Source organism: Citrobacter sp. RHBSTW-01044 (assembly GCF_013781945.1).
Taxonomy (GTDB): domain Bacteria; phylum Pseudomonadota; class Gammaproteobacteria; order Enterobacterales; family Enterobacteriaceae; genus Citrobacter; species Citrobacter braakii.
The window spans coordinates 2,015,104-2,028,959 of record NZ_CP056180.1; the positions used below are offsets into that span (position 1 = coordinate 2,015,104).

Genomic DNA, 13,856 nt, shown 5'->3' on the forward strand with positions numbered 1-13,856 from the left:
ATGAGATACAAACAGCCTGTCTCGGTGTTAGTCGTGATTTATGCAAAGGACACCGGGAGAGTGCTGATGTTACAGCGACGCGACGATCCTGATTTCTGGCAGTCGGTCACCGGCAGCCTTGAAGAGGGTGAAACCGCGTCGCAAGCCGCGATGCGCGAAGTAAAGGAAGAGGTCGCCATTGATGTTGCGACTGAGCAACTGACCTTAATTGACTGTCAGCGCACGGTGGAATTTGAGATTTTTAGCCATTTACGTCATCGCTATGCGCCGGGAATTGAGCGTAATACTGAATCCTGGTTTTGCCTGGCACTTCCCTCTGAACGAGAGATCGTGTTCACCGAACATCTGACCTACCGTTGGGTTAATGCGCACGAAGCCGCGCAGTTAACCAAGTCGTGGAGTAACCGGCAGGCGATTGAAGAGTTTGTAATTAACGTCGCCTGAGAAGGCGCGCTTTTTGGAGAGATTATTTATGGCAGGTCATAGTAAATGGGCCAACACCAGACATCGTAAAGCAGCGCAGGATGCTAAACGCGGTAAAATTTTCACCAAAATCATTCGTGAGCTGGTGACGGCAGCCAAACTGGGCGGCGGCGATCCGGATGCTAACCCACGTCTGCGCGCCGCGGTTGATAAAGCGCTGGCAAATAACATGACCCGTGACACCCTGAACCGTGCAATCGCGCGTGGTGTTGGTGGCGACGATGATGCGAACATGGAAACCATCATCTATGAAGGTTACGGCCCTGGCGGAACAGCCGTTATGATTGAGTGTCTGTCTGACAACCGTAACCGTACCGTTGCGGAAGTGCGTCACGCATTCACTAAAACGGGCGGCAACCTAGGTACCGACGGTTCCGTAGCTTACCTGTTCAGCAAAAAAGGCGTGATCTCTTTTGAACAAGGCGACGAAGACGCCATTATGGAAGCGGCACTGGAAGCGGGCGCTGAAGACGTTGTGACCTTCGACGATGGCGCGATTGACGTTTACACCGCGTGGGAAGAGATGGGCAAAGTGCGTGATGCGCTGGAAGCGGCTGGTCTGAAAGCGGACGCGGCTGAAGTGTCTATGATCCCCTCCACCAAAGCGGATATGGATGCAGAAACGGCGCCGAAGCTGATGCGTCTGATCGATATGCTGGAAGACTGCGACGACGTGCAGGAAGTTTACCACAACGGCGAAATCTCCGATGAGGTTGCTGCAACGCTCGAATGATGTGGTTAAGCCATAAACTAACAGGAGATGCGTGATGTCTATCATTCTCGGCATTGACCCGGGGTCGCGCATCACCGGTTATGGCGTAATTCGTCAGGTCGGCAGACAGCTGACCTACCTCGGTAGCGGCTGCATTCGCACCAAAGTCGACGATCTTCCTTCACGTCTGAAGTTGATTTATGCAGGCGTGACGGAAATCATCACCCAGTTCCAGCCCGACTATTTTGCCATTGAGCAGGTCTTTATGGCGAAGAATGCCGACTCGGCGCTAAAGCTGGGGCAGGCGCGCGGCGTGGCAATCGTTGCGGCTACTAATCAGGATCTTCCGGTCTTTGAATACGCGGCCCGCCAGGTAAAACAGACCGTGGTGGGTATCGGCAGCGCGGAAAAAAGCCAGGTTCAGCATATGGTACGCACGCTGCTAAAACTCCCGGCAAATCCGCAGGCGGATGCCGCGGATGCGCTGGCGATTGCTATTACCCATTGCCACGTCAGCCAGAACGCCATGCAAATGAGCGAGTCGCGGCTGAATCTGGCGCGAGGTCGGTTACGTTAGTGACAAATGAGGCTGGATATCTATCCAGCCTTTTTTTATGATAGCGCATTACCTTTTAGCCCTTAACGCAGGAGCGTCACGTGATAGGCAGACTCAGAGGCATCATTCTTGAAAAACAACCCCCGTTGGTCCTTCTGGAAACCGGCGGAGTAGGCTATGAAGTCCATATGCCGATGACCTGTTTCTACGAGTTGCCGGAAGCCGGGCAGGAAGCGATTATCTTCACCCATTTTGTGGTGCGTGAAGACGCTCAACTGCTATATGGTTTTAACAACAAACAAGAACGCACGCTGTTTAAAGAGTTAATCAAAACCAATGGCGTCGGGCCGAAGCTGGCGCTGGCGATCCTCTCCGGTATGTCTGCACAGCAGTTCGTTAATGCCGTTGAGCGCGAAGAGCTTGGCGCGCTGGTGAAATTACCGGGCATAGGTAAGAAAACCGCAGAGCGTTTGATTGTGGAAATGAAAGACCGCTTTAAAGGCCTGCATGGCGATCTCTTCACGCCGGCGGCGGATCTGGTCCTGACCTCTCCGGCCAGTCCTGCAACGGATGACGCCGAGCAGGAAGCGGTTGCTGCGCTGGTGGCGTTAGGCTATAAACCACAGGAAGCCAGCCGCATGGTGAGCAAAATCGCTCGCCCTGATGCCAGCAGTGAAACCCTGATTCGTGAAGCGCTTCGCGCGGCATTGTGAGGTAAAGGATGATTGAAGCAGATCGCCTGATTTCGGCTGTCAGCACGACCCCTGAAGATCTGGTGGATCGCGCGATCCGCCCCAAGTTGCTGGAAGAGTATATTGGCCAGCCTCAGGTGCGTTCGCAAATGGAGATTTTTATCCAGGCGGCGAAGCTGCGCGGTGAAGCCCTCGATCACCTGCTGATTTTCGGTCCTCCAGGTCTCGGTAAAACCACGCTTGCCAATATTGTTGCCAATGAAATGGGCGTTAATCTGCGCACCACTTCCGGTCCGGTACTGGAAAAAGCGGGCGATCTGGCGGCAATGCTCACCAACCTTGAACCGCACGATGTGCTGTTTATCGATGAAATCCATCGCCTGTCACCGGTGGTGGAAGAGGTGCTGTATCCGGCGATGGAAGATTATCAGCTGGATATCATGATTGGCGAAGGACCAGCCGCACGTTCGATTAAGATCGATCTGCCGCCGTTTACCCTGATCGGGGCGACGACGCGCGCCGGTTCGTTAACGTCTCCGCTGCGTGACCGCTTCGGTATTGTACAGCGCCTGGAATTCTATCAGGTGGCAGACCTGCAGCACATTGTTGGACGCAGCGCCCGCTTTATGGGGCTGGAAATGAGCGATGAAGGCGCATTGGAAGTGGCACGCCGCGCCCGTGGTACGCCGCGTATCGCCAACCGTTTATTACGCCGGGTACGCGACTTCTCCGAAGTGAAGCATGACGGCACAATTTCAGCAGATATCGCCGCTCAGGCACTGGATATGCTCAATGTGGATGCGGAAGGATTCGATTATATGGACCGTAAGCTGCTGCTGGCGGTTATCGATAAGTTCTTCGGTGGACCGGTCGGACTGGATAACCTGGCGGCGGCGATTGGGGAAGAGCGTGAAACCATTGAGGACGTGCTGGAACCGTATCTGATTCAGCAAGGTTTTCTGCAGCGAACTCCGCGCGGACGTATGGCAACGGTGCGGGCGTGGAACCACTTTGGTATTACACCGCCGGAAATGCCATAAGACTCAATAATCCCTGATGGCGCTACGCCTGTCAGGCCTACGATATGATGCAGGCCTGACAGGCGTAAAACAGATTACTTCAGTTCATCAACCATGGTGACGGCGCGACCAATGTAATTGGCCGGCGTCATTGCTTTCAGGCGTGTTTTCTCGTCTTCAGGCAGCGCCAGACCGTCGATAAACTGCTTCATACCTTCGGCGTCAACGCGTTTGCCGCGGGTCAGTTCCTTCAGCTTCTCGTATGGTTTTTCAATGCCATAGCGACGCATCACGGTCTGGATCGGCTCTGCCAGCACTTCCCAGTTATGATCCAGTTCATCCAGCAGATGATCGCGGTTCACTTCCAGTTTGCTCACACCTTTCAGCGTGGACTGATAAGCGATCAGCGCATAGCCAATCCCCACGCCCAGGTTACGCAGAACGGTAGAGTCCGTCAGATCGCGCTGCCAGCGGGAGACCGGCAGTTTGCTCGCCAGATGCTGCAGAACCGCGTTAGACAGGCCCAGGTTACCCTCGGAGTTCTCGAAATCGATTGGGTTCACCTTGTGCGGCATGGTGGAGGAACCAATTTCACCCGCGATGGTTTTCTGTTTGAAATGGTTCAGCGCCACGTAACCCCAGACATCGCGGTCGAAGTCGATCAGGATAGTGTTGAAACGGGCGATGCAATCAAACAGCTCGGCAATATAGTCGTGCGGCTCAATCTGCGTGGTGTACGGATTCCACTGGATGCCCAGCGAGGTGACAAATTCTTCGCTGAACTGATGCCAATCCACTTCCGGATAAGCGGCGATGTGGGCGTTATAGTTACCGACTGCACCGTTGATTTTGCCGAGGATTTCGACCTGATTGAGCTGGCGGTACTGACGCTCCATACGGTAAGCCACGTTAGCCATTTCTTTGCCCAGCGTAGACGGGGTGGCTGGCTGACCGTGGGTACGGGAGAGCAGAGGAATATCGCGATACTGTACGGACAAATCTTTAACCGCGTCGATAAGTTTGCGCCAGTACGGCAGAACCACTTCGTCACGGGCGGTTTTCAGCATCAGCGCGTGAGACAGGTTGTTGATGTCTTCTGAGGTACACGCGAAGTGGATGAACTCGGAAACAGCGTGCAGTTCCGGGATATCCGCCACTTTCTCTTTCAGGAAATACTCAACTGCCTTCACGTCATGGTTGGTCGTACGCTCAATGGTTTTGATACGCGCGGCATCTTCTTCATTGAAGTTAGCGACAATCGCATCAAGGAAACCGATTGCGTCGGCAGCAAAAGCAGGAACTTCCTTGATCGCTGCGTGCGCGGCCAGTTTTTGCAGCCAGCGTACTTCAACTTGTACACGGAATTTCAGCAAACCGTATTCGCTGAAAATCCCGCGCAGCGCGCTGACTTTATCGCCGTAGCGTCCATCGACAGGGGAAACGGCGGTCAGTGAGGATAATTCCATAGATCACAACTCCGGGGTTAAATGAGCAAGAATTTGTTTAGCCTGAGTCGTCAGGCGATTACGAGAAAACATGAGTTGCAGACGGCCTCCACCAACCTGATGCCAGAGCACGGCAGCGCGAATGCCAGCCAGCAGGGAAGCGCGTACTTTAGCCTGAACCTGTGGGCTCTGAAGGATGGCCGGGGAGCCCGTAACCTGAATACGTGGGCCGAGTGGGCTGATGACGTCAACATAAATGCCTGCCATCGCACTCATCAACGTTTCTGACTGCAAATCAAAATGGTCCAGTTGGCGCTGCAAGCCGTTGATGCGGTCTCCCAGCGTGTCCATAGCGCCTTTAGCGGCTGACAGCTTACGCTCCAGCACCATCAGGCTTAACGTGTAGCGGGTGAGTTCCGCGTTCAGCCCCTGACGACTGCTGGCGTTGAGTACGCCGAGCATCGTTTCCAGACCTAAACGCAGGTTGGCCTCGCTACCGCCAAACACGCCCAGCGTAGAGCTGGGATTCATGTCGATGACACTGTTCAGTGAAACGTGTAATGCATCGGCATCACAATGCCCCTGGTGCGCCAGTTCCTGCACCAGGCGTGCCGACTGACAAATGCCTGCCAGAGCGAGGGTGATGTCATAATAATTCTTTGCCACGTTCACTGCTTCCTTGTATTAGATGTGTAAGTAATTATACCGGCAGAGGCAATCGTTGTTCGATAATGCCGCCGCCGAGGCACACTTCGCCATTGTAAAAGACAGCCGACTGACCCGGCGTTACCGCCGCGACTGGCTCGTCGAAAATGACTTCAATACGTTCAGCATCCAGCGCCTTAACGGTGCACGGAATGTCGGTCTGACGATAGCGGGTTTTCACCGTGCAACGCATTGTGCCGGTGAACGGTTCGCGATCGACCCAGTGCAGCTGTTGCGCCACCAGGCCAACGGACATCAGACGCGGGTGTTCATGACCCTGAGCAACAACCAGAATGTTGTTCTCGACGTCTTTATCCACCACGTACCACGGATCTTCCGTGCCTTCTTTCGTCCCGCCAATGCCCAGACCTTTACGCTGACCCAGCGTGTGGTACATCAGCCCCTGATGCTGGCCAATCTCTTCGCCATCAACGGTGATGATTTTGCCAGGCTGAGCGGGCAGGTAACGACCGAGAAACTCGCGGAACTTACGTTCGCCGATGAAGCAGATACCGGTTGAATCTTTTTTCTTGGCCGTAATCAGACCGAGATCTTCGGCAATTTTACGCACCTGCGGTTTTTCCAGTTCGCCGACCGGGAACAGGCTTTGCGCGATTTGTTCGTGACCGAGCGTGTAGAGGAAATAGCTCTGGTCTTTATTGCCATCAAGTCCACGCAGCAGGCGGCTTTTGCCGTCGACGTCGGCGCGGCGCACGTAGTGACCGGTGGCGATATAATCGGCACCTAAATCTTCGGCGGCAAACTCGAGGAAGGCTTTAAACTTGATTTCTTTATTGCACAGAATATCGGGGTTTGGCGTACGGCCCGCTTTGTACTCTTCAAGGAACAGTTCAAAGACGTTGTCCCAGTATTCTGCAGCAAAGTTGACGGTATGCAGTTCAATGCCGAGTTTGTCACAGACAGCCTGCGCATCTGCAAGATCGGCGGCCGCTGTGCAATATTCCTCGCCATCGTCCTCTTCCCAGTTCTTCATGAACAGGCCTTCTACCTGATAACCCTGTTGTTGCAACAGCCAGGCAGAAACGGAGGAATCGACACCGCCGGACATGCCGACGATCACTTTTTTTGGGCTTTCAGACATAGGAATACTCACGACATTGAACTTCAAGGCGGCATATTCTAGCACGCAGCCCCTTACTTGACACCCTCTGTAAACGGCCAGTTAAATTCGCCGATCATCGCCAGCGGGTAGCGATGTCCGCTCTGATAGCAACGAATACTCTCCGCAACCAACGGTGAACGCAGATTTGGCGCTGAGAGAACCTCTTCTGCGCTGACCCAGCGACAGCAATCTATATCGCTGTCATGAGGTTCAGTAGCGCACATATTGGCAAGCTCGATAGAAAACAGAAAACGTAAAAAGGGCGTTTTGTCCGGCGCAATCCATTGATGCATCCGGATGAAGTGCTGCGGCTGCGCTTTGATGCCCGTCTCTTCCCACAGTTCGCGAGCAGCGGCTTGCACCAGGGTTTCATCCGCTTCCAGATGTCCTGCAGGTTGATTCCACAGGGCTTTGCCATTGATTGTTTCCTCAACGACTAAGAACTTATCTTCTGCATGCACAATGCAGGCGACCGTGACGTGCGGTTTGAACATACCTGTTCCTTATTCAGTTAGTTGCATCCCGCCATTGACCGTTGGCGAGATTTTCCAGCGTGTAATCTCCCATGGCATAGCGGATGAGGCGCAGCGTCGGGAATCCAACATGCGCTGTCATACGACGAACCTGGCGGTTACGGCCTTCATATAAAGTAACTTTCAGCCAACTGGTGGGGATATTTTTCCGTTCCCGAATAGGCGGATTTCTCGGCCACAGCCAGGTGGGTTCCTCTACTATTTCAATACCTGCGGGTAGCGTGGGACCATCATTGAGCGTCACCCCGGTACGCAGCGCATCCAGCGCTTCTGCTGTCGGCTCGCCTTCGACCTGGACGTAATAGATTTTCCCCGTGCGCTTGCCGGGTTGGGTTAACCGCGCCTGCAGCGCGCCGTCATTGGTCAGCACCAAAAGTCCTTCGCTGTCCCGGTCGAGTCGGCCCGCAGCATAGATTCCCGGCACGGGAATAAAATCTTTTAACGTGCTTCTGCCCGCCTCGTCAGTAAATTGTGGCAAAACATCGTAGGGTTTATTGAACAAAACCACGCGTTTTGGCTGGTTTTCTTTACGCTGTTTGGTGACTTGTCGTGAGCTGAATCGCTCAACCCGGTGATTTCTAAAAGAAGTTTTTTGCATGGTATTTTCAGATTATATCAATTGCCGCATTATAGCCTAAGAACGAGTGTCTTTCATGGCGACGAACATTAGGGTAGTATTGACATGCTCATTACAAAACATTAACAAAAAATTGCTCTAACGCATTCGTGCAGCAGGACGCAAACGCACATGCAGCGCGATGACAGACGAGCAGAACCAGAAGCGCTCGAAGGAGAGGTGAATGGAAAGCAAAGTAGTTGTTCCGGCGGAAGGTAAGAAGATCACCCTGCAAAACGGCAAACTCAACGTTCCTGAAAATCCGATTATCCCGTTCATTGAAGGCGACGGTATCGGCGTTGATGTAACCCCACCGATGATCAAAGTTGTCGATGCTGCTGTCGAGAAAGCCTATAAAGGCGAGCGTAAAATCTCCTGGATGGAAATCTACACCGGCGAGAAATCCACTCAGGTTTATGGCCAGGACGTCTGGCTGCCTGCTGAAACCCTTGATCTGATTCGTGAATATCGTGTTGCCATCAAAGGCCCACTGACCACCCCAGTTGGCGGCGGTATTCGCTCTCTGAACGTTGCCCTGCGTCAGGAACTTGACCTGTATGTCTGCCTGCGCCCGGTGCGTTATTACCAGGGCACGCCTAGCCCGGTTAAGCACCCTGAACTGACCGACATGGTCATCTTCCGTGAAAACTCCGAAGATATCTACGCAGGTATCGAATGGAAAGCGGACTCTGCAGATGCCGAGAAAGTGATTAAATTCCTGCGCGAAGAGATGGGCGTGAAGAAAATCCGCTTCCCGGAGCATTGCGGTATTGGTATCAAACCGTGTTCTGAAGAAGGGACTAAACGTCTGGTTCGTGCGGCGATCGAATACGCCATCGCTAACGATCGTGATTCTGTTACCCTGGTACACAAAGGTAACATCATGAAATTCACCGAAGGCGCGTTCAAAGACTGGGGTTACCAGTTAGCGCGTGAAGAATTCGGTGGTGAACTGATCGACGGCGGTCCGTGGGTGAAAATCAAGAACCCGAAAACCGGCAAAGAGATCGTGGTTAAGGATGTTATCGCCGATGCGTTCCTGCAACAGATCCTGCTGCGTCCGGCTGAATATGATGTGATTGCCTGTATGAACCTGAACGGCGACTACATCTCCGATGCGCTGGCCGCACAGGTTGGTGGTATTGGTATCGCGCCGGGCGCGAACATCGGCGACGAATGTGCGCTGTTCGAAGCAACCCACGGTACTGCACCGAAGTATGCAGGTCAGGATAAAGTGAACCCAGGTTCCATTATTCTGTCCGCTGAAATGATGCTGCGCCACATGGGTTGGGTTGAAGCGGCTGACCTGATTGTTAAAGGTATGGAAGGCGCGATTAACGCGAAAACCGTAACCTATGACTTCGAACGTCTGATGGACGGCGCTAAGCTGCTGAAATGTAGCGAGTTTGGTGACGCGATCATCGAAAACATGTAATCCAGATTCTGGGTTGTGTGAGAACGGGAGCCGAGAGGTTCCCGTTTTTTTATGCCTGAACTCGCGGTTGCGTAATACGTAAACCACTCACAATTGCTGCCAGCGAGGCCAGAATGCCTGCGGCTATCAGCGAGACGTGCGTTCCACTGTCGCCAAACTGGTTTAGCATCAGCGCGACCAGCGCGGCCCCGGTACTCTGACCCAGCAAGCGCGCCGTCCCCAGCATACCGCTTGCCCCACCGCTGCGTTCACGCGGCGCGGAGGTGATGATGGTGTGATTATTTGGGGACTGGAACAAGCCAAAGCCCGCGCCGCACAGAATCATCGGCCAGATGATATTAAAATCGGAGGGGGAAACGGGCAGCAGCACCAGCGAAAACAACCCACTTGCCATCAACGCCATGCCCAGTGCGCCTAGCAGCCCGGCGTGAACGCGTTCAATCAGATATCCCGCCAGCGGCGCCATCACCATGGTTGCCAGCGGCCATGGCGTCAACAGCAGGCCTGTTTCGACCTCGCTGCGTCCGAGCACCGTTTGCATAAAGAAGGGCAGGGAAACCAATGCCAGCATTTGTGCGCAGAATGAACATATCGAGGTACAAATCGAGAGTGAAAACAGTGGAATGCGTAACAGGTCAACCGGCAGTAACGGCACCTCCAGCGCGAGCTGGCGTCGGATAAAGAAAAAACCTACCACCATAAGCGCCACAAGCTCGGCACCAATCAGTTTTAGCGACTGTCCTTGTGCAAAGCCGCTGAGCGCCGTAATTAACAAGCCAAACGTTAAAGCATTCATTACCGCACTGGGCAGGTCAAAGCGTGGTTTAGTGCCGCGGGACGCATTGGGCGGCAAAAAGCGCATCGCCAGCAACAGGGCGACTATTCCCAGCGGGACGTTAATCAGAAACAGCCATTTCCAGGAGGCAATAGAAAGAATAGCTGCGGCAATGGTCGGACCCGCAGCCGAGGAGACCGCGACGATAAAGGAGTTAATCCCCATCCCTCGCCCGAGCTGACGCTGGGGATAAATAAGTCGGATCAATGCCGTATTCACGCTCATTAGCGCCGCGCCGCCAAAACCCTGGGCGACGCGAGCCAGCGTCAGCATGTGCAACGAATCTGACAAGGCACAGAATAGCGATGCAAGCAGGAACACGACCAGGCCACACTTATAAATGCGGCGGTAACCGAACATATCGCCTAAAAAAGAGAGGGACAGGAGCGAAACGACGATCGCGATTTGATAGGCGTTCACAATCCAGATTGAGCTGGCAGGTGAGGCTTGAAGATCGGCGGCGATAGTTGGCAGGGCCACGTTCGCTATTGCACCGTCGAGTACTGCCATAGAAATGCCAATAACAATGGTTAAAATTGCGCCATATCGCTGGGGCAATGGCAGACCATCGGCCTGAATTTTTTCCATAGAAAGTCGATATTTGTGGAATTTATGATGAGAGTAATAATTTTAGCATTGATATTCAGGTGTTAGGTCGCAGATTTGTAACTAAGTGAGCAAAGAGCGATTGCGAGGGTTGGTACGTGAAATTATAATAAAAACCGGTTCTGATTTTTATAAAACACTCGAAAGGGGTGATAAATGGCAATCGCAGATCTGGATAAGCAACCCGATTCTGTATCTTCCGTGCTGAAAGTTTTTGGCATTCTGCAGGCGCTGGGTGAAGAGCGCGAAATTGGTATTACCGAGTTGTCGCAACGCGTCATGATGTCGAAAAGCACCGTTTATCGTTTTTTGCAGACCATGAAAACGCTGGGTTATGTGGCACAGGAAGGGGAGTCTGAGAAATACTCACTGACCCTGAAATTATTCGAGCTGGGCGCGCGCGCGTTGCAAAACGTCGATCTTATCCGTAGCGCTGACATTCAGATGCGCGAACTTTCGCGCCTGACCAAAGAGACTGTACACCTCGGTGCGCTGGATGAAGACAGCATCGTCTACATTCACAAAATCGACTCTATGTACAATCTGCGCATGTATTCCCGCGTTGGTCGTCGTAATCCGCTGTACAGTACGGCTATCGGTAAAGTTCTGCTGGCATGGCGTGACCGCGATGAAGTGAAGCAGATTCTGGATGGCATTGAGTACAAACGCAGCACCGATCGTACCATTACGAATACTGATGAATTACTGCTACTGCTGGATAAAGTACGTGAGCAGGGTTACGGCGAAGATAACGAAGAACAGGAAGAAGGCCTGCGCTGCATCGGCGTACCGGTGTTTGACCGTTTCGGCGTGGTTATTGCGGGGTTGAGTATTTCATTCCCAACGCTGCGTTTCTCAGAAGAGCGTTTACACGAGTATGTGGCAATGCTGCATACGGCAGCGCGCAAGATTTCAGAACAAATGGGCTATAACGACTATCCGTTCTAATCTGACGTAATCGCGAATGTAAAAAACCCCCAGGTATTTTGTACCTGGGGTTTTTTATGAACAGTCATAACGTTACCTGGCGTATATAACGTATCGAATGTAATGTTGCATTATTAGCCGTTATCGATAATGACCGTGCTTTTCCTTAACAGGGGACAATCCGACAGGCCAATGATACCGCTACTGGTGTGGACGTACTGTGCCGTGCTGGTTCCACGGGCAGTCAGATATTGGCATTGCAGACCCAGACCGGCAGCATTCTCCTTACTTCCAATCAAAATTCCATAGCCGCTCAATAATAAACCGATCCAAACCAGAGCTAACAACACAATAGCGCGGATAATCAGACGCATTACAACCTCTTATCTTTTCTCATTGTTATTAGATTAGCCTGTACACGGTATGAAACAAGTCAATCATTCCTAAAAAGATTGAATGCCTATACAGTTAACGCTGGGTTTAGGTAACGCATGATAATTTATAGACATAAGATGTGGAGTTGAAGAGTGGAGCTGGAGTGAAAAAAATTCGCTGGGTAGTGCTGATTGTTGTTGTACTGGTATGCATACTGATGTGGGCGCAGGTGTTCAACATCATGTGCGATCAGGACGTACAATTTTTCAGCGGTATTTGTGCCTTCAATAAATTTATTCCCTGGTAAGCGCATTTTCGCAACAGTTGATTACCTTCTTGTGCGGCAGTGGTAAACTACACTGTCTACATTGAGGTGGTAAAATGAACGAAGTTTTGAATTCTGGCGCGTTGAGTTTTGCGTCTTTAGCGGTATCGGTGGTGGTTCTGATTGTTGGGCTTGTTCTTTGGTTTTTTATCAATCGGGCAAGTTCGCGTACTAACGAGCAGATTGAGCTGCTTGAGGCATTGTTAGATCAGCAAAAAAGACAGAACGCTTTGTTACGTCGCCTTTGCGAAGCTAACGAACCCGAGAAAGCAGCAGAGCCTACTGCACTGCCCATTAAGGATGAAGACGATGACATCATCCGCCTGGTAGCTGAGCGGTAAAAAAGGTATGGCAGGATGAGGAACGGCTGTTGTTGTTCTCAGTTGCTTCATCCTGTCGTCAGCGCGTCAGATTATTTTCTTCTGTCCCCGTCGTGTAATTGGCGGCCGGGCAGTCATCTATTCTCAGTATTTTCAGATGCTCCGACTAATTAATATCTTATCCCCAGTCTGATATAAATATAATCTTCCATACGTAAAAAATATGATTATGTCATTTTTGTGATAACGATCGTTTTATTAACAGCGAAACGTTTCTCTTACTTTTTTTGTGCCTTGTCATCATTCTTTCATTATTTTGGTGCAAAACCAGAAGGCGGATCTCATTTTTACGCTTGTGACATTTTATGCATTACTAAGCATAAAAAATGATATCTGGCAGAACCCGTAACAGATAACCTGGAACAACTGAAGCTATTGAGCTATGGTAGAAATATCCCGGCTATGGCGCAAGTCAGGCGGGGATAGGGGAGAGAGGCGAGAATATAATTCTACTCGATCTGGCGCATAACTGTGCAGTTGCTGTTTGATGGACGACGGGATTTGTGCGACCGATCGAGACACGTTTAAAAATGGCTTGCCATTATTAACGTTGTATGTGATAACACGTTTTGGGTTAAACGAGGTACAGTTCTGTTTATGTGTGGCATTTTCAGTAAAGAAGTCCTGAGTAAACACGTTGACGTTGAATACCGCTTCTCTGCCGAACCTTATATTAGTGCCTCAAGCAGTAATGTCTCAGTTTTATCTATGTTATGCCCGCGGGCGAAGAAAATACTCTAAGGAATTTTGCAAATGGCAAAGATTAAAGGTCAAGTTAAGTGGTTCAACGAGTCTAAAGGTTTTGGTTTCATTACTCCGGCTGATGGCAGCAAAGACGTGTTCGTACACTTCTCCGCTATCCAGGGTAACGGCTTCAAAACTCTGGCTGAAGGCCAGAACGTTGAGTTCGAAATTCAGGACGGCCAGAAAGGTCCGGCTGCTGTTAACGTAACAGCTATCTGATCGACACCACTGATTTGAAGCGCTTTTGCGCATCCATCTCAGATATAAAGCCTCGCTTATGCGGGGCTTTTTAATTCAAATTACGTCAAAATATTACTGAATGCCCATCCATTAGCGCTTTGTTGC

Annotated in this window: 18 protein-coding genes; 11 read left to right on the forward strand and 7 right to left on the reverse strand. The window is 51.6% G+C overall.

Going from position 1 to position 13,856, the window contains the following annotated elements; translation table 11 throughout:
- The 5 genes from nudB to ruvB all read left to right on the forward strand — a co-directional run bounded on the left by nudB (position 1) and on the right by ruvB (position 3,483).
- Complete coding sequence (nudB, locus tag HV352_RS09720; protein WP_016153414.1) at positions 1 to 444, forward strand: dihydroneopterin triphosphate diphosphatase; 444 nt, start codon at positions 1 to 3, stop codon at positions 442 to 444.
- A 28-nt stretch (positions 445 to 472) separates the two neighbouring features.
- The gene (locus tag HV352_RS09725; RefSeq protein ID WP_016153413.1) at positions 473 to 1,216 is read left to right on the forward strand and encodes a YebC/PmpR family DNA-binding transcriptional regulator; all 744 of its coding nucleotides are present in this window, start codon (positions 473 to 475) and stop codon (positions 1,214 to 1,216) included.
- 34 nt (positions 1,217 to 1,250) lie between these two features.
- The gene (gene ruvC, locus HV352_RS09730; RefSeq protein ID WP_003034867.1) at positions 1,251 to 1,772 is read left to right on the forward strand and encodes a crossover junction endodeoxyribonuclease RuvC; all 522 of its coding nucleotides are present in this window, start codon (positions 1,251 to 1,253) and stop codon (positions 1,770 to 1,772) included.
- Positions 1,773 to 1,852: 80 nt separating this feature from the next.
- On the forward strand, positions 1,853 to 2,464 hold the full coding sequence (gene ruvA, locus HV352_RS09735; RefSeq protein WP_016153412.1) for a Holliday junction branch migration protein RuvA: 612 nt from the start codon (positions 1,853 to 1,855) through the stop codon (positions 2,462 to 2,464).
- An 8-nt stretch (positions 2,465 to 2,472) separates the two neighbouring features.
- A complete protein-coding gene (gene ruvB, locus HV352_RS09740; RefSeq protein WP_016153411.1) occupies positions 2,473 to 3,483 on the forward strand; it encodes a Holliday junction branch migration DNA helicase RuvB in 1,011 nt (336 codons plus the stop codon).
- 74 nt (positions 3,484 to 3,557) lie between these two features.
- Here ruvB and purB read toward each other — a convergent pair whose 3' ends face one another.
- The 5 genes from purB to rluE are packed head-to-tail and all read right to left on the reverse strand — an operon-like array spanning position 3,558 to position 7,866.
- Positions 3,558 to 4,928: an adenylosuccinate lyase gene (purB, locus tag HV352_RS09745; RefSeq protein WP_016153410.1), complete on the reverse strand. Its 1,371-nt coding sequence runs from the start codon at positions 4,926 to 4,928 to the stop codon at positions 3,558 to 3,560.
- Positions 4,929 to 4,931: 3 nt separating this feature from the next.
- Positions 4,932 to 5,573 (reverse strand): high frequency lysogenization protein HflD, encoded by a 642-nt coding sequence (gene hflD, locus HV352_RS09750; protein WP_016153409.1) that lies wholly within the window; start codon positions 5,571 to 5,573, stop codon positions 4,932 to 4,934.
- A gap of 34 nt (positions 5,574 to 5,607) precedes the next feature.
- The gene (gene mnmA, locus HV352_RS09755) at positions 5,608 to 6,714 is read right to left on the reverse strand and encodes a tRNA 2-thiouridine(34) synthase MnmA (protein WP_003832402.1); all 1,107 of its coding nucleotides are present in this window, start codon (positions 6,712 to 6,714) and stop codon (positions 5,608 to 5,610) included.
- 53 nt (positions 6,715 to 6,767) lie between these two features.
- A complete protein-coding gene (locus tag HV352_RS09760) occupies positions 6,768 to 7,229 on the reverse strand; it encodes an NUDIX hydrolase (RefSeq protein ID WP_080858816.1) in 462 nt (153 codons plus the stop codon).
- A 13-nt stretch (positions 7,230 to 7,242) separates the two neighbouring features.
- Entirely contained in the window at positions 7,243 to 7,866 is a 624-nt protein-coding gene (gene rluE, locus HV352_RS09765) for a 23S rRNA pseudouridine(2457) synthase RluE (protein ID WP_016153406.1), read from the reverse strand.
- A 202-nt stretch (positions 7,867 to 8,068) separates the two neighbouring features.
- Here rluE and icd point away from each other — a divergent pair, with 202 nt between their 5' ends.
- Positions 8,069 to 9,319: an NADP-dependent isocitrate dehydrogenase gene (icd, locus tag HV352_RS09770; protein ID WP_003030769.1), complete on the forward strand. Its 1,251-nt coding sequence runs from the start codon at positions 8,069 to 8,071 to the stop codon at positions 9,317 to 9,319.
- Between the two features lie 49 nt (positions 9,320 to 9,368).
- Here the strand turns inward: icd and HV352_RS09775 are convergent, their stop codons facing one another.
- Positions 9,369 to 10,742 carry an MFS transporter gene (locus HV352_RS09775; protein ID WP_047500603.1) on the reverse strand — a complete coding sequence of 458 codons (1,374 nt, stop codon included), beginning with the start codon at positions 10,740 to 10,742 and terminating at the stop codon, positions 9,369 to 9,371.
- Between the two features lie 174 nt (positions 10,743 to 10,916).
- On the opposite strand from HV352_RS09775, the gene kdgR reads away from it, so the two are divergent.
- Entirely contained in the window at positions 10,917 to 11,708 is a 792-nt protein-coding gene (kdgR, locus tag HV352_RS09780) for a DNA-binding transcriptional regulator KdgR (RefSeq protein WP_016156798.1), read from the forward strand.
- Positions 11,709 to 11,821: 113 nt separating this feature from the next.
- On the opposite strand, the gene HV352_RS09785 is transcribed toward kdgR, so the two are convergent.
- Entirely contained in the window at positions 11,822 to 12,061 is a 240-nt protein-coding gene (locus tag HV352_RS09785) for a YobH family protein (protein WP_016153403.1), read from the reverse strand.
- Between the two features lie 164 nt (positions 12,062 to 12,225).
- Between HV352_RS09785 and mgrB the strand changes: the two genes are divergently transcribed.
- The 4 genes from mgrB to cspE all read left to right on the forward strand — a co-directional run bounded on the left by mgrB (position 12,226) and on the right by cspE (position 13,730).
- Positions 12,226 to 12,369, forward strand: coding sequence for a PhoP/PhoQ regulator MgrB (gene mgrB / locus HV352_RS09790; RefSeq protein ID WP_016153402.1), 144 nt, complete (start codon positions 12,226 to 12,228; stop codon positions 12,367 to 12,369).
- Positions 12,370 to 12,443: 74 nt separating this feature from the next.
- Positions 12,444 to 12,728 carry a YebO family protein gene (locus HV352_RS09795; RefSeq protein WP_016156797.1) on the forward strand — a complete coding sequence of 95 codons (285 nt, stop codon included), beginning with the start codon at positions 12,444 to 12,446 and terminating at the stop codon, positions 12,726 to 12,728.
- Positions 12,729 to 13,364: 636 nt separating this feature from the next.
- Positions 13,365 to 13,508 carry a DUF2627 domain-containing protein gene (locus HV352_RS09800; RefSeq protein WP_006684179.1) on the forward strand — a complete coding sequence of 48 codons (144 nt, stop codon included), beginning with the start codon at positions 13,365 to 13,367 and terminating at the stop codon, positions 13,506 to 13,508.
- A 12-nt stretch (positions 13,509 to 13,520) separates the two neighbouring features.
- Entirely contained in the window at positions 13,521 to 13,730 is a 210-nt protein-coding gene (cspE, locus tag HV352_RS09805) for a transcription antiterminator/RNA stability regulator CspE (RefSeq protein ID WP_001062678.1), read from the forward strand.
- The last annotated feature ends 126 nt before the right edge of the window (positions 13,731 to 13,856 follow it).